General features: G+C 70.3%; 20 protein-coding genes, 2 tRNA genes and 1 pseudogene. 9 read left to right on the top strand and 14 right to left on the bottom strand.

Annotated elements, in window-relative coordinates:
- Positions 1-626 precede the first annotated feature (626 nt).
- From ABT297_RS36340 to ABT297_RS36310, 7 genes are all read right to left on the bottom strand, one after another.
- On the bottom strand, positions 627-1,421 hold the full coding sequence (locus ABT297_RS36340; protein ID WP_350557030.1) for a carbon-nitrogen hydrolase family protein: 795 nt from the start codon (positions 1,419-1,421) through the stop codon (positions 627-629).
- Between the two features lie 16 nt (positions 1,422-1,437).
- Positions 1,438-1,569 carry a hypothetical protein gene (locus ABT297_RS36335; RefSeq protein ID WP_350557029.1) on the bottom strand — a complete coding sequence of 44 codons (132 nt, stop codon included), beginning with the start codon at positions 1,567-1,569 and terminating at the stop codon, positions 1,438-1,440.
- A gap of 260 nt (positions 1,570-1,829) precedes the next feature.
- Positions 1,830-3,128, bottom strand: a complete 1,299-nt coding sequence (gene clpX / locus ABT297_RS36330) for an ATP-dependent Clp protease ATP-binding subunit ClpX (RefSeq protein ID WP_350557027.1) — start codon at positions 3,126-3,128, stop codon at positions 1,830-1,832.
- Between the two features lie 245 nt (positions 3,129-3,373).
- Positions 3,374-4,033: an ATP-dependent Clp protease proteolytic subunit gene (locus ABT297_RS36325; RefSeq protein ID WP_350557026.1), complete on the bottom strand. Its 660-nt coding sequence runs from the start codon at positions 4,031-4,033 to the stop codon at positions 3,374-3,376.
- Between the two features lie 11 nt (positions 4,034-4,044).
- Positions 4,045-4,695 carry an ATP-dependent Clp protease proteolytic subunit gene (locus ABT297_RS36320; RefSeq protein ID WP_350557025.1) on the bottom strand — a complete coding sequence of 217 codons (651 nt, stop codon included), beginning with the start codon at positions 4,693-4,695 and terminating at the stop codon, positions 4,045-4,047.
- A 130-nt stretch (positions 4,696-4,825) separates the two neighbouring features.
- Entirely contained in the window at positions 4,826-6,196 is a 1,371-nt protein-coding gene (gene tig / locus ABT297_RS36315; protein ID WP_350557023.1) for a trigger factor, read from the bottom strand.
- 55 nt (positions 6,197-6,251) lie between these two features.
- Positions 6,252-6,325: transfer RNA gene (locus tag ABT297_RS36310), tRNA-Pro, on the bottom strand.
- A gap of 143 nt (positions 6,326-6,468) precedes the next feature.
- Between ABT297_RS36310 and ABT297_RS36305 the strand changes: the two genes are divergently transcribed.
- Positions 6,469-6,539, top strand: a tRNA-Gly gene (locus ABT297_RS36305).
- Between the two features lie 374 nt (positions 6,540-6,913).
- Positions 6,914-7,240: a hypothetical protein gene (locus tag ABT297_RS36300; RefSeq protein WP_350557022.1), complete on the top strand. Its 327-nt coding sequence runs from the start codon at positions 6,914-6,916 to the stop codon at positions 7,238-7,240.
- 24 nt (positions 7,241-7,264) lie between these two features.
- Here ABT297_RS36300 and glxA read toward each other — a convergent pair whose 3' ends face one another.
- The 3 genes and pseudogenes from glxA to ABT297_RS36285 form a co-directional block, all read right to left on the bottom strand.
- A complete protein-coding gene (gene glxA / locus ABT297_RS36295) occupies positions 7,265-9,214 on the bottom strand; it encodes a radical copper oxidase GlxA (RefSeq protein ID WP_350557021.1) in 1,950 nt (649 codons plus the stop codon).
- 116 nt (positions 9,215-9,330) lie between these two features.
- Positions 9,331-9,528 (bottom strand): annotated as a pseudogene (locus tag ABT297_RS43245) (hypothetical protein); the annotation flags it as partial.
- 465 nt (positions 9,529-9,993) lie between these two features.
- On the bottom strand, positions 9,994-11,214 hold the full coding sequence (locus tag ABT297_RS36285) for a GNAT family N-acetyltransferase (RefSeq protein ID WP_350557019.1): 1,221 nt from the start codon (positions 11,212-11,214) through the stop codon (positions 9,994-9,996).
- A gap of 104 nt (positions 11,215-11,318) precedes the next feature.
- Here ABT297_RS36285 and ABT297_RS36280 point away from each other — a divergent pair, with 104 nt between their 5' ends.
- Positions 11,319-13,052: a protein kinase domain-containing protein gene (locus tag ABT297_RS36280; RefSeq protein WP_350557018.1), complete on the top strand. Its 1,734-nt coding sequence runs from the start codon at positions 11,319-11,321 to the stop codon at positions 13,050-13,052.
- A complete protein-coding gene (locus ABT297_RS36275; RefSeq protein WP_350557016.1) occupies positions 13,049-13,783 on the top strand; it encodes a tyrosine-protein phosphatase in 735 nt (244 codons plus the stop codon). The genes ABT297_RS36280 and ABT297_RS36275 overlap by 4 nt, the downstream gene beginning before the upstream one ends.
- On the opposite strand, the gene ABT297_RS36270 is transcribed toward ABT297_RS36275, so the two are convergent.
- Positions 13,784-14,605 (bottom strand): SDR family oxidoreductase, encoded by an 822-nt coding sequence (locus ABT297_RS36270; protein ID WP_350557015.1) that lies wholly within the window; start codon positions 14,603-14,605, stop codon positions 13,784-13,786.
- A 117-nt stretch (positions 14,606-14,722) separates the two neighbouring features.
- On the opposite strand from ABT297_RS36270, the gene ABT297_RS36265 reads away from it, so the two are divergent.
- The 4 genes from ABT297_RS36265 (at position 14,723) to ABT297_RS36250 (ending at position 16,933) form a co-directional block, all read left to right on the top strand.
- A complete protein-coding gene (locus ABT297_RS36265) occupies positions 14,723-15,373 on the top strand; it encodes a DUF2625 family protein (RefSeq protein ID WP_350557014.1) in 651 nt (216 codons plus the stop codon).
- Entirely contained in the window at positions 15,370-16,053 is a 684-nt protein-coding gene (locus ABT297_RS36260; RefSeq protein ID WP_350557013.1) for an alpha/beta fold hydrolase, read from the top strand. The genes ABT297_RS36265 and ABT297_RS36260 overlap by 4 nt, the downstream gene beginning before the upstream one ends.
- Before the next feature lie 94 nt (positions 16,054-16,147).
- Complete coding sequence (locus ABT297_RS36255) at positions 16,148-16,486, top strand: YciI family protein (protein ID WP_350557031.1); 339 nt, start codon at positions 16,148-16,150, stop codon at positions 16,484-16,486.
- A 279-nt stretch (positions 16,487-16,765) separates the two neighbouring features.
- Positions 16,766-16,933: a hypothetical protein gene (locus ABT297_RS36250; protein WP_350557012.1), complete on the top strand. Its 168-nt coding sequence runs from the start codon at positions 16,766-16,768 to the stop codon at positions 16,931-16,933.
- A gap of 58 nt (positions 16,934-16,991) precedes the next feature.
- Here the strand turns inward: ABT297_RS36250 and ABT297_RS36245 are convergent, their stop codons facing one another.
- Positions 16,992-18,065 carry a glycoside hydrolase family 6 protein gene (locus ABT297_RS36245; protein WP_350557011.1) on the bottom strand — a complete coding sequence of 358 codons (1,074 nt, stop codon included), beginning with the start codon at positions 18,063-18,065 and terminating at the stop codon, positions 16,992-16,994.
- A 142-nt stretch (positions 18,066-18,207) separates the two neighbouring features.
- Here ABT297_RS36245 and ABT297_RS36240 point away from each other — a divergent pair, with 142 nt between their 5' ends.
- Positions 18,208-20,169 (top strand): glycosyltransferase family 2 protein, encoded by a 1,962-nt coding sequence (locus ABT297_RS36240; protein WP_350557010.1) that lies wholly within the window; start codon positions 18,208-18,210, stop codon positions 20,167-20,169.
- 5 nt (positions 20,170-20,174) lie between these two features.
- Here the strand turns inward: ABT297_RS36240 and ABT297_RS36235 are convergent, their stop codons facing one another.
- Both ABT297_RS36235 and ABT297_RS36230 read right to left on the bottom strand, forming a co-directional pair.
- Entirely contained in the window at positions 20,175-20,645 is a 471-nt protein-coding gene (locus ABT297_RS36235; RefSeq protein ID WP_350557009.1) for a ribose-5-phosphate isomerase, read from the bottom strand.
- Positions 20,646-20,658: 13 nt separating this feature from the next.
- Entirely contained in the window at positions 20,659-20,853 is a 195-nt protein-coding gene (locus ABT297_RS36230; protein ID WP_350557008.1) for a hypothetical protein, read from the bottom strand.
- Positions 20,854-20,905 lie beyond the last annotated feature (52 nt).

The raw sequence follows: 20,905 nt of genomic DNA, 5'->3' as shown, positions 1-20,905 counted from the left end.
ACCTCCAAGAGGCCCATGCCACGGGGTAATAATCATTTGGCACTGGCTTAACAAGCACCCTGTTGAGTTCTCAAACAACCAACACACACCGCCGAGGTTCGCGATCGCTCGCTTGCCTCATCCGGGGCAACTTCTCTACTTTACCAGTTCGCTCGCCGTTGTCAAGCTCGTTGTCCGAACTTTCTCACTGCGAGCGGTTTTCCCGAGCATAGCAAGTTCACCGTTTCCGGTGATCTTGTTTCGGGAGATCCGGTTGCACCGGCCGGCTTCGGGGTTCGTCACCCGCTTGCCCGCCCGGCTCGCCACCGGCTTTCCTACCTTACCAGCCCGGTCCGTCCTGTCAAGTTCGCGTTTTCCGCTTCTCGACCTTCTGAGCCGTTTCTCCCGCACATGCCAACCACGCCGTCTCCGGCGCTGGTCCTGCTCGGGATTTCGGTAGACCGGCCGGCTCTCACGAACCCGCCCGGTGCCCTACCGGCTGGAGTACCTTACCCGGCCGGCTTCGCGGTCGCCAACTCGCACTCCCGCACCGCCCGATGGTACCAATCCGACAAACTGGCCGTTTCCGCCCAGTCCCTCGGACCTGGAGAACCATACGGACCCTGCCGGGCCTGAGTCAAATCGGGCTACAGCCGGCGGTTCGCGAGGCTCGGCAGCGTCTCGCGGATCTCGTCGAGCCGCGCGAGGTCGAGCTCGGCGAACGTCACGCCGACGACATCCGGCGCCTGGGCGACGACAGTCCCCCAGGGGTCGACGACCATGCTCCGCCCGAAGCACGTGCGATCGGGATCGTGGTTGCCGATCTGTCCCGCGGCGAGCACGTAGCACTGGTTTTCGATGGCCCGGGCGCGCAGGAGGACCTCCCAGTGGTCGCGGCCGGTGTGCAGCATGAAGGCCGCCGGCACCGCGAGCACGTTCGCGCCCTCGATCGCCAATCTGCGGTACAACTCGGGGAACCGAAGGTCGTAACAGATCGACAGCCCCAGTCGGATCCGCTCGACATCGACGATCTCCGTCGAGTCGCCAGGGGCGACCGTGGCCGATTCCCGATATGAGACGCGGCCCGGGATCTCGACGTCATAGAGATGGATCTTGCGATAGGTCGCGGCGAGGGCGCCGGATCGATCGAAGACGAGCGACGTGTTGTAGGTGTGCTCGGCATCCGGGCCGGTCTCGTGGAACGACCCCGCGTGCACCCATATCCCGAGCTCCCGCGCGGCGTCGGCGAAGAACGCGGCGAACTCGCCGTCGACGGGCTCGGGCTTGGGCGCCGAGCGCGCGCGGCCCAGGTAGTCGACGTATTCGGGCAGCACGGCCAGGTCTGCTCCCCCGTCAGCGGCCCGCTGCAACAGCGATCGGGCAACCCGGAGGTTCTCGGCCCGATCGTCGCGGGCGTTGAGCTGACACATCGCTACGCGCATACCGGCCAGCCTACGTTCAGCCGCCGGTGAGCACGAGGGCCACGGCGGCCGGCCCCAGCCCGGTGATCCGCAGCGGGCGCATCCAAGAGAGCGCGTTGACGGCGACGTCGAAGGCTCCCGCGGCCACGAGCAGGTCGGCGACTCTCACCGAACAAGGCCCCGGACAGCAGGGCACGCCCAAGGAGGGCGCGGGAGGCTCGGGCGCCACCACGAGCGATATCGCACCGCCGGCGAGCGCCCGGTAAGAAATCATCGGAGACGATCGGCAGACCCGGCCCGGTGGTCAGCGGCCAGCCGATGACGAACGGCATGCCGGCCGTCTCGGCGTCGAGCGCCACGCCGAAGCGGACGCAAAGTGACCCGGGACGCCGTGTCCCGGGTCACTTGGAAGCTTGCTTCTGGTCGGAGTCAGGCCGACTTCTCCTCCCGGTCCGCGCGGCGGCGGCCGACGCGGTGGGCGGCGAGGTCCCGCGGCACGATCGTCGGGATGACCTTCTCCAGGACGACCTCGCGGGTGACCAGTACCCGGGCGATGTTCGGGTTGCTCGGCACCTCGTACATCACGGAGAGGAGCACCTCCTCCATGATCGCCCGCAGGCCGCGGGCGCCGGTGCCACGCAGGATGGCCTGGTCGGCGATCGCGTCGAGGGCCTCCGGCGCGAACTCGAGCTCGACGCCGTCGAGCTCGAACAGGCGCTGATACTGCCGGACCAGCGCGTTGCGAGGCTCGGTGAGGATCTTGACCAGCGCGTCGCGGTCGAGGCTCTTGACGCTCGTGATCACCGGCAGGCGCCCGATGAACTCGGGGATCAGGCCGAACTTGAGCATGTCCTCGGGCATGACGTCGGAGAACGCGTCATCGGCCGTCCGGTCGGTGATCGAGCGCAGGTTGGCCCCGAAACCCGTGCCGCCCTTACCGACCCGCTGCTGCACGATCCGGTCCAGGCCGGCGAAGGCACCGCCGCAGATGAACAGCACGTTGGACGTGTCGATCTGGATGAACTCCTGGTGCGGGTGCTTGCGCCCGCCCTGCGGCGGGACGTTGGCGACCGTGCCCTCGATGATCTTCAGCAGCGCCTGCTGCACGCCCTCGCCGGAGACGTCCCTCGTGATCGACGGGTTCTCGGACTTGCGGGCGATCTTGTCAACCTCGTCAATATACACGATGCCGGTCTCGGCCCGGCGGATGTCGTAGTCGGCGGCCTGGATCAGCTTCAGGAGGATGTTCTCGACGTCCTCGCCGACGTATCCCGCCTCGGTGAGCGCCGTGGCGTCGGCGATCGCGAACGGCACGTTGAGCATGCGCGCGAGCGTCTGGGCCAGGTGCGTCTTGCCGCAGCCCGTGGGGCCGATGAGCAGGATGTTGGACTTCGCCAGCTCGACGCCGTCGCCGCCGGAGCTGCCGCCGGACTCCGCCTGGACCCGCTTGTAGTGGTTGTACACCGCCACCGCGAGGGCCTTCTTGGCCTGGTCCTGGCCGACCACGTATTGATCGAGGAAGGCGCAGATCTCCATCGGCTTGGGCAGCTCGTCGAACTTGACGTCGCCGGACTCCGCGAGCTCTTCCTCGATGATCTCGTTGCAGAGATCGATGCACTCGTCACAGATGTAGACGCCGGGACCGGCGATCAGCTTCTTCACCTGCTTCTGCGACTTGCCGCAGAAGGAGCATTTCAGTAGGTCGCCACCGTCGCCGATCCGTGCCACCTACGATCTCCCTGCCTTCGGCCGGACCCTACGTCCGGATCGCATCCCTGCCGTGCGCGGGCGGCTGGCGCCCGCGCTGGCTACTGCCTCGACGTTACCTGGTGGTCGCCCGTATTCCGACCCCCTACGCGGGGGTGTCTTTCCCCCAGGCGCCCGACAGGTCACTTTTTCGCGTGAAGTCGGAACCTCATCGGCTCGCCGAACCGGAGAGGTTGGGCGAGCCGATGAGAGTGTTGCCCGGCGCGTCAGCTGCCCGAGGCCACCAGGCTGGACTTCTTGCGGCTGACCAGAATGTTGTCGACCAGGCCGTACTCCTTGGCCTCCTCGGCCGTCAGGATCTTGTCCCGGTCGATGTCCTTGCGGACCTTCTCCACCGGCTGGCCGGAGTGGCGCGACACCATCTCCTCGAGCTGGGTCCGCATCCGCATGATCTCCCGAGCCTGGATCTCGATGTCCGAGCCCTGCCCGTAACCGCCCTCGGTGGCCGGCTGGTGGATGATGATGCGCGAGTTGGGCAGCGCCAGCCGCTTACCCGGGGTGCCCGCCGCGAGCAGCACCGCCGCCGCGCTCGCCGCCTGGCCCAGGCACACGGTCTGGATGTCCGGCCGGACGTAGGTCATCGTGTCGTAGATCGCCGTCATGGCCGTGAACGAGCCACCCGGCGAGTTGATGTAGACGATGATGTCGCGGTCCGGCTCGTTGCTCTCCAGCGTCAGCAGCTGCGCCATCACGTCGTTGGCGGACGCGTCGTCGATCTGCACGCCGAGGAAGATGATCCGGTCCTCGAACAGCTTGTTGTACGGGTTGGTCTCCTTGATGCCATACGACGTCCGCTCGACATACGACGGCAGGATGTAACGGTTGTGCACCTCGCGCAGCGCCGGGGGCAGGCTCAGATCGGTCATGGCTTCGCTCCTCAGGCCAGTGTTCCGGCGCCTTCCGGAGCCTGCTGGGCCCCGGTGATCACCTTGTCGATGAAGCCGTAGTCCCGCGCCTCATCGGCGGTGAACCAGCGGTCACGGTCGGAGTCGGCCTCGATCTGCTCGAGCGACTGCCCCGTGTGGAACGACACCCGCTCCTGGAACATGCGCTTGGTGTAGAGCATCTGCTCGGCCTGGATGGCGATGTCGGAGGCCGTGCCCCCGATGCCGCCGGACGGCTGGTGCATCATGATCCGCGCGTGCGGCAGCGCCATGCGCTTGCCCGGCGCACCGGCGCACAACAGCAGCTGGCCCATCGAGGCGGCCATGCCCATCGCAACAGTCGCCACGTCGTTCGAGACGAACTGCATGATGTCGTAAATCGCCATGCCCGAGTAGACGGAGCCACCGGGCGAGTTGATATACAGCCAGATGTCCCGCTCCTCGTCCTCGGCGGCGAGCAACAGCATCTGGGCGCAGATCCGGTTGGCAACCTGATCGTTGACCTCGCTGCCCAGGAAGATGATCCGTTCCTTGAGCAGCCGGTTGAACACCGAGTCGTCGAGCGTCAGGCTCGTGTCCGCGCCCCGACCGCGCCCGCTGGGCGCGGGACTGACTGGCGACGCTGGAATATGCAGGTCGGTCATGGCAGCCCTTCGCAAGAGTCTTGTACTTGCCGACCCTAACCGGTGCGGGGAGCGGCGGCTTCCTGTGCTGACCGCATTTCGCTATGAGCGCACCGTGGTGAAGGCCGGGGCTTTTGCCCCGGCCTCAACGTTAGTGGTCGTGGCCCTCGTGGTCGCCGTGATCGTGACCCTCGTGGTCGTCGACGGCGCCGCGCAGGTCGTCGAGGCTCAGCGCGTTGCCGTCGCCGTCGACGATCTTCACCCGCTCCAGCACCACGCCGAGTGCCTTGCCGCGGCGCACGTCGCCGAAGACCGCGCCGGCCACGCCGGCCTGGACCAGCTGGTCGTAGTACTGCTGGGGGCCCATGCCCGCCCGCTGCGCCCGGTGCACGATCTCGTGCCCGAACTCGTCGTCGCTGACCTGGATGTTCTCGGCGTCGGCCAGGGTGTCGAGCACCAGCTGGACCTTCACGCCCTCGACGGCCGCCTCGTTGAGCTCGGCGTCCATCTCCTCCTCGGTCTTGCCCTCGGTCTGCAGGTAGTCCTCGAACGACGCGCCGATGCGCTGCAGCTGGTCGTTCATCGACTCCTTGCGCGACTCGACCTCCTCCTTCACCACGCCCTCGGGGGCGAGGACGTCGGTCGCGTCGATGAGCGCCTTGAGGGCGAGGTCACGGGCCGAGTACAGCTGCTCCATCCGCTTCACCCGGGTGAGCCGGGTGAGCAGGTCACCCTTGAGCTCCTCCAGGGTGTCGAACTCGCTCGCCAGCTGGGCGAACTCGTCGTCGACATCGGGCAGCTGCTTGTCCTTCACCGACTTCACGGCGACCGACACCTCGGCGTCGCGCCCCTCGAGGTCGCCGCCGACCAGCTGCGTGGTGAACGTGGTCGAGTCGCCGGCGCCCATGCCGACCAGCACGTCGTCGAGGCCCGGCACGAGCTGACCGCTGCCGACCTCGTGCGAGACGTTGGTCGCGCTGCCGCCCGGCACCTCTTCACCGTCGACGGTCGCGACCAGGTCGATCTGGACGTAGTCGCCGACCAGCGCCGTGCGCTCGACGGTCTTCAGCGTGGCGAACCGGTCGCGCAGCCCCTTGAGCTGCTCCTCGACGTCGTCGTCGCTCACGACCAGCGTGTCGACGCTCACCTGGATCTCGCTCAGGTCGGGCAGGGTGATCTCCGGCCGCACGTCCACGTCGGCCGTGAACTTCAACGGCTGGCCATCGGCGAACTCGGTGATCTCCACCTCGGGCCGCCCCAGCGTCTTGACCTCGTGCTCGCGCACCGCGGCCAGGATCTGGGTCGGGATGACCTCCTGCACGGCCTCGTTGAGGACCGCACCGCGCCCCACCCGCTGGTCGATGACCGCCGAGGGCACCTTGCCGCGACGGAACCCGGGGATGTTGACCTGCGAGCCGATCTCGCGATAGGCCTTCTTGAGGCTCGGCTCCAGCTCGGCGAACGGCACCTCGATTTCGAGCCGCACGCGAGTCGGGCTCAGGGTCTCGACGGTGCTCTTCACAGAACTTTCTCCCTCGTTGCTACGGCTGTGTGGACTGACGGCTGCGTGTTCCCGGTCGGGGTGGCGGGATTTGAACCCACGGCCCCTCGCTCCCAAAGCGAGTGCGCTACCAAACTGCGCTACACCCCGGTGGTGTGCGTCGGCAAGTGTATGCGCTCCGCTGGGCAGCGCGCCGCTCGGTATGCCGGTGTCGCACACCGCGGACCCCCGAGCACGACGCCGGGAAGCTGGATTCGGTACGCTATACGCGCACCCGGTGCCGCCGGGCGCATGCGGGCGTAGCTCAATGGCAGAGCTTCAGTCTTCCAAACTGACGGTGGGAGTTCGATTCTCCTCGCCCGCTCTCACCCTTCTTCGCAGGTCAGACCACCTGCCTCTAGGGTTTGCCGATCTCGGTCTTACCCGTCGTGCCAATGCGCGACGCCTTCTGCGCCGGCCGTCCAGCCGTCCTGATCAGGCCGTATCAGCCGCACACATGACGAAGTATGTCCGCTTCGTCCGCGAATCCGTCGTATTCACATGAATGGGGCGGGATAGAGCGGATCGGTTTCCAGGCCAGTCGCCGACCAGCACTCTCGGTGGTTCCACCCTCACAACGACGCTACGCCCCGGGCAGCGGGTACAGATCACCCGCACAGGTCAGCGCCGCGGGCCGGTCGCGCCACCGAGTTGACGCAGGGGCCATGTGCCGGTCGGCCGGCGCGTAGCATGCTCGGAATGATCGATGGCGCCGTGGCTGGCCAACAGGGCGAGACCTTGAAAGCGTTCCTTCGCAGGGGCACAGTGGTCGTCCTCGGGCTGGCCGCACTCGCCGGCCTGTCGGTCTACCTCATGTCTCGCAGCGACGAGCGTGCCGTGCGCGGCCTGTGCACGACGGCAGTCCGCACGCAGACCAACTCGACGGCAAGGGTCGAGTCCGTTGCCCGCACCGGCGACGATGGCTTCCTTGTCGACACAGAGGCCGGCGGTCAGCACTTCACCTGCCTGGTCACCCGCGAACCGATCGACGACCGCTGGGAGGTAGCGAGCGTCTCCAGAACTTGAGAGCCTCCGAGCACGCGGCAAACCTCAGGAGACCGTGACCCACTTGGCCTCTGAGGGGACGCCGTCCTTGTTGATGACGAACAGCATGTACGGCCCGGGGGGCATCAGGGCGGGGGACGACGGGAGCGTCACCGTCACCGCGTTCGACGAGGTCTTGAAGTCCAGGATCAGGGAGCGCTGCTCCGTGTTGAGCATGTGGGTGGCTGCGCTCGGGCGGATCAGGCGGACCGCGGCGATCTCCCTCGGGGCGGCCGTTGTGTACGTGGCCTGCCGGCCCGCGGCCAAGGTTGCCGGGCCACCGCCGATCGTCGGGCGGGGGCCGCGGAACAGATACGGCGGCGTGTAGATCTCCAGGCGCTGCTCGAACGTGCCGGAGATGGTGTTCTTCTCGTCGCGGAAGAGTGGGTCCGAGCCAACCGTGAGCACGCGGCCGTCGGGGAGCAGGACGGCGGCGCTGTGGTAGTTGCGGCCCACGCGGGGGTCGGCGGCATACGTGAGCGTGTTGGTGCCCGGGTGGTAGATCCGCGCGTTGTGGTTGTCGCTGCCGAAGCGGCCGCGGTAGTCGGACGCGCCGTTCGTGATCAGCACGGTGTCGTCCGGCAGTTGGACCAGGTTCGGGTAGCGCGTGCCCTCCGGCAGGCTCGGGCCCGGCTCGAAGCGCGGGTTGTCGCCCTTGAGCCTGACGATGTCGATGCGGCCGGTCGACCGCGCGGACTCGCCGATCCCACCGCCGCCGACGACCATCACGGTCTGGTTCTGCACCGGGCCGGCCCACGCCGACATGCTGGTCTCCAGCACGTCGGGGTCGCGGATGCCGGGCACCTTCTGGAAGCTGTTGTCGGCGAGGTTCCACAGGCCGGGATCGCGGCCCTTGTCGGCGGGGCCGTAGCCGGCGTTCGAGCCGGAGAAGAAGAGCACACCGTCGCGATCGGTCTGGAACAGCGCCGGATACGTCGGGAAGTACCTGTTCAGGTCCTTGCGGACCGTCCACGTCTTCGTCTTCGGGTCGTAGATCTCGTTCTGCGAGCCGTCGACGACCTGGCCGCCGCCGTCGAGGCCGGAGACGGCCAGGACGGAGCCGTCGGGCAGGCCGGTCAGGGTCGGATACCAGCGCTTCTCGTGCATGTCGGCGACGCGCTCGTACTGCTCGGTGACCGGGTTGAACTCGTAGGTCTCCTTGCGGCCCTGGAAGTCCTGCTGATCTATGGTGATCTTGTCGGCCATCGCGTAGATGTTGTGCTGGTCGGCGCCGGAGAGGCCCTCGATCTCGTACTGCGTCTGATGGTCGACCACGTATTCCTTGCCGTCGGCGGCGGCGTCGGCCCAGACCCGCGCCTCGCCGGCCGTGATGACGACGCCGGGGGTTCCGCCGGGGCGGTGTGGCGGTTGGACGACCTTGGTCGCGGCCGGGACGGTGACCTCGTCGCCGAGGAGATACTTGCGCCCGTTCTTCCCGACGAGGACCGTCCCCTTGGGGAACGTGTGCGGTGCGTCGGGCGACTCGTTCTTCACGGTCACCGTGCCGCCCGCGCGCTTGACGTCGGTCTTGAGCATCTCGTATCGCAGGGTGCCGCCGGCCACGAGCAGCTTGCCGTCGGGCAGGTAGGCGTGCCCGGCGCAGAACAGGTCGGTCGGGGTCGGCACCAGCGTCGTCCGGCCGTTGACCGGGTCGAAGATCAGCGTCTTGAACGTGCCCGCCTGGAACTGCTCGCGGTCGTTGCCGGAGCCGGCGATGAGCAGAATTCGGCCGGACGGGAGCAGCGCCGCGTGGATCGCGTTGACTCGCTGGCCCTTGGGTAACTCGACAACCTGCCAGTAGCCGTTGGCGTACTTGTAGTCCGAGCTATTGATCTCGTGTTCGTGGAGCCAATCGACGGTGGCCGAATACAGAATAGGAACGTTGGCCGCTCCGAGGACGACGCCGGCGACGGCAGGCAGGACGATCTTCCGGCGAATCCAGTGCGGTACGAACAACGGGGACCTCTTCCGGCTGCGACAGCAGGCGTCAGCCACCGTAAGGGGCAGATTGACGGACGACAAATCCGTCGTACGGACCAATCGCATACCGAGAGCGAACGACTACCTGGTGTTCAACTCGTGGGCGAGCGGCGGCCCGGACGGGTCAGTTCCTCGCGTGGCACCCAGCCACGGCGGATGATCTGCAGGTCGCGCTCGGCGGCGGCGAGGTCGTCGCCGGTCGGGCGGGCCGCGTCGCGGGCGCGCATCGCCGACGACACGCTCACCTGGGACGCGCCGCCGCCCACCAGGCCGCGCAGGCCGCGCTCGGACACGACCTCATCGTGATGATGATGATGGTGGTGATGCGTGTCGTGGTGGTGATGGTGGTGGTGGTCGCCGGGATGGTCGTCCTCATGGACCGGCTCGGGGGCGGCCGGCTCCGGGTCGTGCACGCTCGCGGTCATCGCGAACGTGCCCGACAGCTCCGCCAGGTGGTGCGGCGAGGGGCGGGGCACGGGCCTGGGGGCGACGGACCCGGGGGGAACGACCTCGGCGTCGGCACCGCCTCCGGGACCGGCCTCAGTCCCGGCGTCACGGTCGACCTTGGCCTGGACGTCGGCCTGGACGCCGGGGACGGCGTCCAGGGCAGGATCAGGGGCAACATCTTCCGAGTGCGGCGGAGCCGGCGCGGGAGCGGGCGGGGTCACCGGCTGATGTTGCCGCATGCGGCGCCTCCGGCGCTGGATCCCACCCATGCGCCCGACAGTACCGCCTCCGGCGCCGCCGCGGATGGATCAGAAGATCTCGATCGAGTTCGGCGCGACGGGCCAGCCGAAAGCGGTGCTCGTCGCGGCCACGGCGCCCGGGCGGTGTTCCCGGATGCGGCCGGCCTGGTGCAGGGCGCCGAGCGGGGTCCCGCCCAGGTAGGCGGCGCCCACATCGGCGATGTCCAGGCTGAAGTCGGGCTCGCCGTCGGCCCGGGTGCAGGTCACCAGCGCTCCGCCGGCACCGGCGCGCAGGCGCCACCGGCCCGCGTTCGCCTCGAGCAGGCCGTCGGTGACCTCGAGGACGACGTCGACCGGGGCCGCGTAGCGCCGGGCGGTCAGCGCACGGTGCAGGTCGATGATGCGCACCCAGAGCCCGTCGCCGACCTTGCCGCCGAGCCGGCGCGGCTCGTCGACCAGGTAGAACAGCGGCTCGTCGACGCTGCTCAGGCCCTGCGCCAGGGTGCGGGACAGGTCGATGCGCAGCAGGAACCGGTACAGCTCGGCATACGCGGTGGGCGTGGCGGCGACCACCTCGGTGACGTTGACCTCCTGCTTCGGGCCGTTGTCGTCCCAGCCGGGCGTCATGCGGTAGCGGGCGTAGCCGTCCACGACGCCGTCCGGGTTCTCGAAGATCACCGCGCGCTCCGCGGTGCGCCCCTCCCGATTGGCCGGCGGGTCGCTGGTGAGGTGCTTCCACCAGGTCTCGTTGCGGCTCGACCAGCCCGGGCGGGCCGGGAGCACCCGGGAGTACACCTGGGAAAGCTCCGCGATGGCGTCGGCGGGAACCGCGGCGCGCAGGTTGCCCGGCGCGGGCGGCGCGAGCACCGACACCTCACGCCGGTCGGCGCGGATGGCCAGGTTCCGTGACGCCAGGCCGTAGCCGAAGCGCTGGTAGATGCGACCCTCGGAGGCCCACAGCACGGCCACGGCCTCCGGCGCGGTGTGCAACTGCTCGGTGATCATGCGGCGCAGCAGCCCGCGGCGGGTGTGCGCGGCGTTCACGGCGACGCCGGTGACGTGCGCTGCCGGCAGCACGCCACCCGGCACGGCGAGATCGCGGGTGAGGATCCCGGCGGTGCCCACCAGCTGCCCGCCGTGCTCGACGACGTGGGTCCGGGCCGGCTCGATGACGGTGCGGACGCTGTCGGCGGGGTCGGGGGCGATGGTGCCGCCGAACGCGTCGCGGATCAGGCGGGCCAGTGCGTCGAAGTCGCCGTCGGTCGCGGTGCGCAGCAGATACTCGCTCATCCCGTCGTGTCTACCCCGTGACCGCCACTGAGCGCGACCGATTTGCGCGCTCGTTACTCTCGAAACCGTATGGGGGGTACGACATTGCTGGGGGGAGTGGCACGATGACGCAGGGTGCGTTGCTGGACCTGGTCTGCGGTCCCGCGAGCCCTTTGCCGGAGACGTTCCAGCGGTATCGGCTGGTGGCTCACCTGGGCTCCGGCGGACAGGCGGACGTCTACCGCGCCGTGCGCATCTGCGGCGGCGTGACCTCGGCGCCGATGACGGTCAAGGTCTTCCGCGTCGACCCGCAGCGGCCGATCGCCGACGAGCTGCGGTCGTGGGACAAGGGCGACGCCGCGCTCATGGATCTCAACAACCGGGGCGTTCCGGGCATCTGCCGGCGCGCCGACGGCTTCTACGGCCCGCCGCCGCACCGCCCGGGCGAGCGCCCGGCGCCCGGCGACGCGGTGCCGTATCAGGTGTACGACTACCTGCACGGCGTCAACCTGCGTGAATACGTGACGCAGCGGTCGGCCGCCGCGGGAGGGCGCCGGCTCAACGCCGTCTCGGCGTTGAAGACCCTGGCCGTGGTACTGCGGCATCTGCACGACCCGCAGGAGAGCGGCGCGACGCCGGTGCTGCACATGGACGTGAAGCCGTCCAACGTGATGGTGCTCGCCACCGGCGAGATCCGCCTGATCGACTTCACCGGCGCACGGTACTTCCGCGAGGAGGAGATCACCCAGATCGCCTACACGCCGGAGTCGGGCGGCCCCGAGGCGTTCGGCGGCGTGAAGCACGTCGGCCCGGCGTACGACGTGCACGGCTACGGCGCGGTGGCGTACTTCATGGTCACCGGCGCCTACCCTCGCGTCGACGGCCGCAGCGACCAGTACGGCGCGCCCGACGCGTCGCCGCCGCCGTGGAACGTGCTGCGCCGCCATCCGCTGCTGGAGCGCATCCCGGCGCTGCGCGACCACCTGCACGCGCCGCTGGCCGACCGGCCCGCCGACCGCCCGGAGACCCGGGAGCTGCAGTCCTGGCTGAGCGGCCTGGCCGAGCTGGTCCGCCGGGCTGTCGCCAGTGGCAGCCTGCCCGACGTCGGCTGCGACTGGCACGAGACCGAGACGACCGAGAACGGCCGCGCGGTCGGCCGGGCCCGCCCGGCGATCAGCGGCACGGAGACCGACGCGTACCAGCGCATCGAGCGTCTGGAGCGGGAACTGGTGGCGCTGCGCGCGGTGACCTCACCCGTCAACTCGGCCACGGCGTTCCAGCCGCTTCCCCCGGTTTCGAGCCCGCCCGTCTCGGCACCGCCGGTCTTCATGCCACCGGTGTCCGACCAGCCGGTGTCGGGCGTGCCCGTCTCGTCCGGCGGGGTCGCGGTCAACGCCGAGGGCGTGCCGCAGATGCGCGGCCGGGCCAAGGTCATCCCGCGGCCGGCGCCCGACCCGACCGGCATGATGCCCATTGAGCCGGAGGAGGACCACCACCCGCGGTACACGCCGCCGCGTGGCGAGCGCGCCCGCCAGCTGAAGATCGGCTGGGAGTTCACCGGCACCGGCGCGGCCATCGCCTTCGTCTGCTGGGGCCTGTGGGCGCTCAGCAGCGAGGGCCGCCTGACCGGCCCGTTCATCGCGTTCCTGGTCGTCCTCGGCGTCGCCGTCGGTGTGTTCGCCCTGGCCCGCCTGCTCGGCCGGCTCATCATCGAGCAGCGCCTCGGCCGCCCGCGCCGCACGGCCAAGGGCGCCCACGCGCTCACCGGGCTGTTCCTGGCCGCGGCCGGCATCGCCTACCTGCGCGAGGTGGGCTGGTTCATCTCCTTCTACCACTGGGTGAAGGACCTCATCTGGTGAGATGGTGGCGCCGCCGGCGGCCGGTCGCCGGAAAGCTCGAGGGGCTGGTCAACTTCCGCGACCTCGGCGGCCTGCCCGCGGACGGCGGCACCGTGCGGCCCGGCCTGCTGTTCCGCAGCGACTCGCTCGCCTACGCGACGCCGGCCGACGCCGAGCGCCTGGTGCACGACCTCGGCCTGTCCACGGTGATCGACCTGCGCGGCGAGTACGAGGTCGAGCAGCTCGGCCGGGGCCCGCTGTCCTGGGCGGGGGTCGGCTACTACTCGGCGCCGATCGCCGACGTCAGTGGCGCCGCCGACCTCGTCGGGCACTATGTGGCGATGCTCACGGAGAAGGGGCCGGTGCTGGCCCGCACCGTGCGCCACCTGACCTGCGCCGGCACCCTTCCGGCGGTCTTCCATTGCGAGGCGGGCTGCGACCGCACCGGCGTGCTGGCCGCGGTGGTCCTGGGCCTGCTCGGTGTGCCGGAGGAGGCGATCGCGGCCGACTACGCCGCGACGGCGGCCGCCATGCCGGCGATCAACGAGCGGGTGGCCGTGGTCGTGGATCGCCTGGGGCTGCCGCCGCGGCCCGCGTCGGTGCCGGTGTGGGAGCCCCAGGCCGCGCTCATGATCCGGACGCTCGAGCTGGTGCGCGAGCGGTGGGGCGGCATGGAGGGGTGGGCGCGCGAGCACGGGCTGAGCGCCGACGAGCTGTCCGCGCTGCGCGCCGACCTGGTCACAGCCGCCTGATCAGACCGCCGCCGGCACCTGGCGCGCGTTGAGCAACGCCGTGTAGTCGCGCTGCGCCGCGTCCAGCAGCACCCTCCACGCGTCCTCGCCGACGGGCGTGCGCACCGGCCGCTCCTCCGACACGATCAGCCGCATCAGCTCGGCGGCGAACAGCTCGGGCGGGCTCGCCACCGGCAGCGACTTCAGCGCCCGCAGGCCGGCGCGCATGGGCTCGAGGACCGCCGCGTACGCCGGCACGTGCTCCGCCGACTCCGTCAGCGACGCCCCCCACTCGGTCGCGTACCTGCCCGGCTCGACCGCCATCACGTGCACCCCGGTGCCGGCCAGCTCCAGCGCGAGCGTCTCGACCATGCCCTCGAGCGCGTACTTCGCGGCCGCGAACGCGCCCAGGCCGGGGTACGCCATCCGCCCCGCCGTCGAGGAGACCATCACGATGTCGCCGAAGCCCTGGGCACGCATCAGCGGCAGCACCATCCGGGTCAGGCGCCACGGCGCGACGAGGTGCACCGCCAGCTGCGCCTCGAGCTCGGCGTCGGTGACCTCCTCCACGGCGCCGAAGTGGCCGGCGCCGGCGTTGTTCACGAGCACGTCCACGCCGCCGTAGCGGGCCAGCGCGGCGTGCAACGCGTTGTGGCAGTCGTCGGGGTCGCGTACGTCGAGTACGCAGGTGGCGAGGTTGCCCGGGTACCGATCGCGTAGCTCTTCGAGGGCCTCCGGGCGCCGCGCCGTGGCCAGCACCTGCTGCCCGGACGCGGCCACCGCCTCGGCCAGCGCGCGCCCCAGGCCGGTGGAGCAACCAGTGATCAACCAGCGACGAGTCATGTTCGGCATAGTGACTCTCAGTATCCGCTGACCGACAGTCTGAGAAACGTGAATGACAATCATTCAGCGGAGATTCGGTCGTTCGTGCCGGGCGGCCCCCGGCCGTACAGTTGGCGGGTGCGCTCGCTGGCGGAGCTGATCTCCGACGACCGGTCCGCCTGGGCCGAGATCGAGGCCGCCGTCACCGGCTCCCCGTATGCCGTCGAGATCCTGCCGACCGACCCCGACCGGGCCGCCTCCTGCCTGCACCGGCTGCAGGTCGGCACCACGTCCTGGCTCGGCGCCCTCGTGTACGGCAGCGGCGGCCTGGTGGTCGACGGCGGCTGGCTGCGGGTCTTCGGGTCCGGCGACCCGCAGCGCCGGCTCGCCGACATCCACACGGTGAACGAGGCGTTCGAGCCCGCCGGGCTGCTCGTCGCGCAGGACATCATGGGTGGCGAGTTCGTGTGGAGCCAGGGCGAGTCGGCTCAGGTGCCCACGATCCACTACTTCGCACCGGACACCCTGCGCTGGGAGGACCTCACTCTCGGCTACACCGACTGGCTGTATGCGATGCTGGCCGGCGCGGTCGACCAGTTCTACCTCAGCTGGCGCTGGCCCGGCTGGCGCGACGAGGTGGCGGCCTGCCCGCTCGACGCGGGCCTGCACACCTGGCCGCCGTTGTACTCCAAGGAGGGCAAGGACATCGAAAGCTCGAGCCGCCGGCCGATCCCGATGCGTGAGCTCGTCGGCGCGAAGCACGACATGGCCGACCAGCTCGGCGCATGAGACTCGCCCGCACCGCGTCGGGCGCCGGCCCGCTCATGATCCTGCTGCACGGCGGCGGCAGCGGCCGTGCGACCTGGGACGCGTTCACACGCTCGATCTCCGGCTGGCGCGTCGTCGCCCCCGACCTGCGCGGTCACGGCGACAGCCCGCGCTGCCCGGAGTACACCCTGGAGGGCTATGCCGACGACGTGGTCGAGCTGCTCGACGAGCTCGGGTGCGACGAGCACGGCCCGGCCGTGCTGGTCGGGCACTCCCTGGGCGCCCACACGGCGTCGCTGATCGCCCAGCGCCACCCGGGCCGGGTGTCCCGGCTGGTGCTCGAGGATCCGCCGGCCCCGCCCCGCGCCGGCACGCCCGGCGGCTTCTCCCGCGCCCGGCTGGCGCTGTCCGGTCTGGCCGGCGGTCTGTCCCCGCGGCGGCGCTTCGACCGCCACGCGCTGATGTCGGCCATCGCGCGACTGCGCGAGCCCGACCCCGGCTGGTGGGACGGTCTGGCGAAGATCGAGGCCCCGGCATTGGTGCTGTCGGGAGGTCCGAGAAGCCACATCCCGCCCGCCCGGCTGCGGGCGGTGGCGGCGGCGATCCCGGACGCCCGGCTGGTCACGATCCCGGTCGGCCACCGCATCCACAGCACCGCGCTGTCGCAGTTCACCGCCGCGGTCCTGGAGTTCCTTCGCTGAACTGCCCTGAGCCCGGCCCGAACCCGTCCGGAAGTGCGGTGCGGCTCCGACGTAGCCCACGACACCGAACCGGAAGAGGCCGACCGTGAAGTACATGATCCTGAGCTACGCCTCGCAGCGCGACTACGACGCGATGGCGGGCAAGCCCGGCCAGACGCCCGAGACGCCATGGACGCCGGAGGACTTCGCCTGCCTCGACGCGCCCGTACACACCCGGCGGGTCAGCGGCGCGCCCGCCGTCGTGACCGACGGGCCCTACGCGGAGACGCAGGAGGTCCTCGCCGGTTACTGGATCGTCGAGTGCGACAGCTTCGACCGGGCCACCCAGATCGCGATGCGCCTCGGCGAGTGCCCGGCGCCGCCAGAGGTCGCCGCCACCGCGTACGCCGATGTGCGCCCGATCGTCGAGGCCTCCGCGGAGCTGGGCTTCTGATGGCCGCGGCCACGCTGGAGGGCCGCCGACCACCGCCTGCACGCCGTACGCGCCCACCTGCTGGAGATGGCCGGCGACCCGGTGGGCGCCCGGGTGTCGTACCTGACCGCGGCGTCCCTGGCCGGCAACCTGCCGCAGCAGCGCTACCTCAACGCCCGCGCCGCCCGCCTGGAAGAATCCGGATGATCGGGCACCGGCGGGCACGTACCGGACGTTTCAGCAGGTCAATTCCTTGATCACGACTACTTTCGTACGCATGTTCGACTAAGGTCGTGCGTCATGGAGATCGCCACCTGCCCCGCCACGAAGACGACCACCACCGCCACCGGCGACGTGGAGGTCCGCTGCACGAAACCCGCCGGCCACGCCGAGTCGGGAGACCCCCGGCACGAGGCCCGGCTCGGCGTCTTCCCCGTCCGCTGGCAGGGGCCGCGATCCGGAGGGTGAACCCGCCGCCCGGTTCCGCCGGGCCGATCGGCGACGCGGCTGCGAACGGCGCGAGCGGTCAGGCCGAGCGCTGGGCCAGGTCCAGGGCGTACTCGGGCCACCACTGGCCGGCCGGGGGCTCACCGGGGCGGCAGGCGCCGTCGGACTCGCCTGGCCGCTTGATCCACAGCAGGGCGTCCACGCGCGGGTCGCCGGTGTCCGTGGTCGGGGGCTTGCCCAGCAGGCGGCCCGGCGGGTTGCACCACCGCGGGCCGCCGTCCACGTCGCCGGCGGTCTCCACCTCGCCTGCGCCGTTACGGCTGGTGTCGATCACGAAGTGCGGCTTGCCGGGGACGGCGCCGGAGATCCGGTTGCCGTACGCCACGTTGTCCGGCGTACTGACGAAGTTGGCCACGTTGAGGGAGAAGCCGTCGGCGTGGGCGATCCCGGCGCGCTGCAGCGCTGCGGCCAGCCTGTTCACGTCGGTGATCCACCGCGGGTGGCCCGCGTCGAGGTAGACCACCGCCGAGCCGGTCGCCTTGAGCACCTGGACGGCGTCGGCCAGCAGCTCGTACCGCGACTCGCTGTCGCAGCCCTCGACGGCGTGCGCGACCGCGTCCGGCTCCACGATGACCGCGACCGGCCGGCCCCGCACGCCGCTCGCGAACGCCCGGATCCACGATCGGTACTCATCCCGTGACGCGGCGCCGCCGGACGAGTAACTGCCGCAGTCACGGTTCGGGATGTTGTACGCCACCAGGACAGGCAACTGCCCCTGCGCCACGGCGCAGCCCAGCACGGCGTCGACGCGCGCGCCGACGCTGCCGGCATCGTCGCCGACCCACAGGGCCACCGGGCGGTCGGAGATCCTGCGCAGGGCGGCGGCATCGGCCGCGCGCTGCTGGCCCTCCCAGCGCGCCACCTGCAGCGCCGCCGGCCCGTTGGGGTCGACGAAGAACGGGCGGCCGGCGAGCGGGTTCCCGGCGACCGGCCGGGCGGGGGCCGGCGACGGCGTGCAGTTGCCGTAGGCGGCCGCGGCCGAACCTGTCGGCTCCGGCGGGTCGGCCCTTTCGCATCCGCTCAGCACCGCCAGCGCGAACGCGAGCACCACCGAACCCGTCCGCGTCCCGCCACCCGCCACGACGTTCGCCACCACGGGAGGGTATCCCAGCGCATCACCCTGGCCGGGTTACCAGCATCACGGCCAACGCGAGCAAGCCTCGCGTGACTTATGCTCTCTGGCGGTCGGGCGGGTGGAACCCCGCGTCCGCGGCGCGACGCAGCGAAAGGACCCCGTGACGGAGCCACTCGAGATTCCCGTGTACGGCCGGTCCTGGGCGCGGCTGGAGAGCTACAGCCGGCTCGCCGGCCCGCTGAACCCGCCGCCGGCCAACGAGCCGTACCGGGTGCGTTACCGTCCGCAGCGCAAGGTCGACGGCCGGTCCCGGGTGGCCCGCTCGGTGCTGATCGCGCTGCTCAACATCTGCTTCGAGGTGGTCTTCTGCGTCTGGCTGCTGCAGCCCGCGCACTTCGCGCAGACCAACCCGGGGCCGACGGCCGAGGCGGCCGGGATCGCGAACGTGTTCGTGATCGTCACCATCGCCATCGTCGAGCTGCTGCGGCTGATCAACGTGCTGTCGCTGTCGCTGGCCTCGATCACCGCTCGCGACCCGATCCCGGTGACCCCCGACCCGCGGCTGCGGCTGGCGTTCCTGACCACGATCGTGCCCAGCAAGGAGCCGATCGCGGTCGTCCGCGACACGCTGCGGGCGGCCAAGCGCATCCGCCACCGCGGCGTGTTCGACATCTGGCTGCTCGACGAGGGCGACGACGACGACGTCAAGGCCATGTGCGAGGAGCTCGGCATCCGGCACTTCACGCGCAAGGGCAGCCAGCGGTACAACCAGCCGAAGGGGCCGTTCCGGGCCAAGACCAAGCACGGCAACTACAACGCGTGGGTGGACGCGCACGGCGAGGACTACGACGTGCTGCTCGCCGTCGACCCCGACCATGTGCCGCTGGCCAACTTCGCCGAGCGGATCGTCGGCTACTTCCGCGACCCCGACGTGGCGTATGCGATCGGCCCGCAGTGCTACAAGAACGGCGAGGCCTTCGTGACCCGGGCCGCGGAGTCGCAGCAGTTCCCGTTCCACAGCGTCATCCAGCGGGCGGCCAATCGCTACGGCACGTCGATGCTGGTCGGCACCAACAACGCCATCCGGGTCTCGGCGCTGCGCAGCATCGGCGGGCTCAGCGACTCGATCACCGAGGACATGGCGACCGGACTGATGCTGCACACGACCCGCAACCCGCAGACCGGGCGGCGGTGGAAGTCGGTGTATACCCCGGACGTGCTCTCCGCCGGCGAGGGGCCGACGAGCTGGAACGACTACTTCAGCCAGCAGCGGCGCTGGTCGCGCGGCACGTTCGAGATCCTCGCCCGGACGTACTGGCGGCGGTTCTGGCGGCTGTCGCCGGGCGGCATGCTGCACTACACGCTGATCACGACGTTCTACCCGTCGATGGCGATCGGCTGGCTGCTGGGCATCGCCAACGCGATCCTGTTCCTGGCCCTCGGCGTCAGCGGCATGACGATCTCGCCGCAGCTGTGGTTCGCGCTGTATACCGACGCCACCGCCTTTTCGCTGTGGCTGTACATCAACAACCGGCAGTACAACGTCAGCCCCTACGAGCCGCCGGACTCCCGCGGCTTCAAGGGCATGCTGATGTCGATCATCGGCGCGCCGATCTACGCGGTGCAGCTGATCAGCACGATCCTCCGGCGGCCGACCCGGTTCGTGGTCACGCCGAAGGGCGAGAGCGGCACCCACGACGGACTGCGCACGTTCCGCAACCATCTCGGCTGGCTGGTGGTGCTGGTGGCGGCGATCGTAATGTCGTTCGCGCGCGACTACGCGGCGCCCGCCTCGCTGCTGTGGCCGTGCCTGGGGCTCGCGGTGTGCCTGCTGCCGCTGATCCTTTGGCGGCTCGACGCACGGCTGACGCGCGACCAGGCCTGGGCGCTGAGCATGGAGCGGGAGGCGGACCAGCGCCGGCAGCCGGTGCCGCAGGCAGGCACACCCGAGCACGCCGGCGACATCACCATGGAGATCCCGCGGGCGCTGCTGCAGGAGCGCCTCGCTGCCCGGCAGGCCGGGCAGCCACTCGAGGACGTCGGCGCGACGATCATCATGCCGAGGATCGCCGACATCCCCGCGCAACGCTCGGCACCCCCGCCTGAGTACGGCGAGCGCTAGGTCTCCTAGTCCGGCAGCGGCGGCAGGGTGTGGGACGTCTCGTACTCCAGCACCTGCGCGATACGCCGGACGTGCCGCTCGTTGCCGGAGAACTCCGTGCGCAGGAACGCACTCACGAGCGTAGTTGCCTCGTCCAGCGTGTGCTGGCGCGCGCCGATGGCGACGACGTTGGCGTTGTTGTGCTCCCGGGCCAGCTGGGCGGTGTCGACGTTCCACGCGAGGGCGGCCCGGACGCCGGGCACCTTGTTCGCGGCGATCTGCTCGCCGTTGCCCGAGCCGCCGATGACCACGCCCAGGCTGTCCGGGTCGGCGACCACCCGGGCGCCCGTGTGGAAACAGAACGCCGGGTAGTCGTCGTCGGGGTCGTACTTCGCCGGACCGACGTCCACGACCTCATAGCCCAGCGGCCCGAGGGCGCTGACCAGATGCTCTTTCAGCTCATAACCGGCATGGTCGGAACCAACGTAGACGCGCATACCCGGCAGTCTGTCAGAGCCGGATCAGGCCCAAGCACGAACCCGCCAGCAACCCGCCGCCCAGCAGCAGGAAACCGAAGACCCACCCGGCCGTCGCGCCCGTTCGCAGCCGCCAGAAGCGGCGGCGGTCCCAGACGACAGCGGCGGCGGCGAACGCGCCGACGCCGCAGGCGGCGATCATCGCCGCGATGAAGATCTGCAATGACATGTGCACACCCCAGGACCGAAGTTCAGCGGCCTAGTGTGTACCACGATCGGGT

The sequence above is a fragment of the Dactylosporangium sp. NPDC000555 genome (assembly GCF_040300025.1).
GTDB lineage: Bacteria > Actinomycetota > Actinomycetes > Mycobacteriales > Micromonosporaceae > Dactylosporangium.
Note: the sequence above shows the minus strand (reverse complement) of the source record. Positions and strands in the feature narration are given on the sequence as shown.

Bases quoted from the DNA above. Each gene is read 5' to 3' on its own strand.
- ABT297_RS36255 (WP_350557031.1), top strand. From the start codon at position 16,148: ATGATCCTGAGCTACGCCTCGCAGCGCGACTACGACGCGATGGCGGGC.
- ABT297_RS36285 (WP_350557019.1), bottom strand. From the start codon at position 11,214: ATGAGCGAGTATCTGCTGCGCACCGCGACCGACGGCGACTTCGACGCA.
- ABT297_RS36325 (WP_350557026.1), bottom strand. From the start codon at position 4,033: ATGACCGATCTGAGCCTGCCCCCGGCGCTGCGCGAGGTGCACAACCGT.
- ABT297_RS36270 (WP_350557015.1), bottom strand. From the start codon at position 14,605: ATGACTCGTCGCTGGTTGATCACTGGTTGCTCCACCGGCCTGGGGCGC.
- ABT297_RS36340 (WP_350557030.1), bottom strand. From the start codon at position 1,421: ATGCGCGTAGCGATGTGTCAGCTCAACGCCCGCGACGATCGGGCCGAG.
- ABT297_RS36260 (WP_350557013.1), top strand. From the start codon at position 15,370: ATGAGACTCGCCCGCACCGCGTCGGGCGCCGGCCCGCTCATGATCCTG.
- ABT297_RS36280 (WP_350557018.1), top strand. From the start codon at position 11,319: ATGACGCAGGGTGCGTTGCTGGACCTGGTCTGCGGTCCCGCGAGCCCT.
- ABT297_RS36250 (WP_350557012.1), top strand. From the start codon at position 16,766: ATGGAGATCGCCACCTGCCCCGCCACGAAGACGACCACCACCGCCACC.
- ABT297_RS36230 (WP_350557008.1), bottom strand. From the start codon at position 20,853: ATGTCATTGCAGATCTTCATCGCGGCGATGATCGCCGCCTGCGGCGTC.
- ABT297_RS36235 (WP_350557009.1), bottom strand. From the start codon at position 20,645: ATGCGCGTCTACGTTGGTTCCGACCATGCCGGTTATGAGCTGAAAGAG.
- ABT297_RS36320 (WP_350557025.1), bottom strand. From the start codon at position 4,695: ATGACCGACCTGCATATTCCAGCGTCGCCAGTCAGTCCCGCGCCCAGC.
- ABT297_RS36300 (WP_350557022.1), top strand. From the start codon at position 6,914: ATGATCGATGGCGCCGTGGCTGGCCAACAGGGCGAGACCTTGAAAGCG.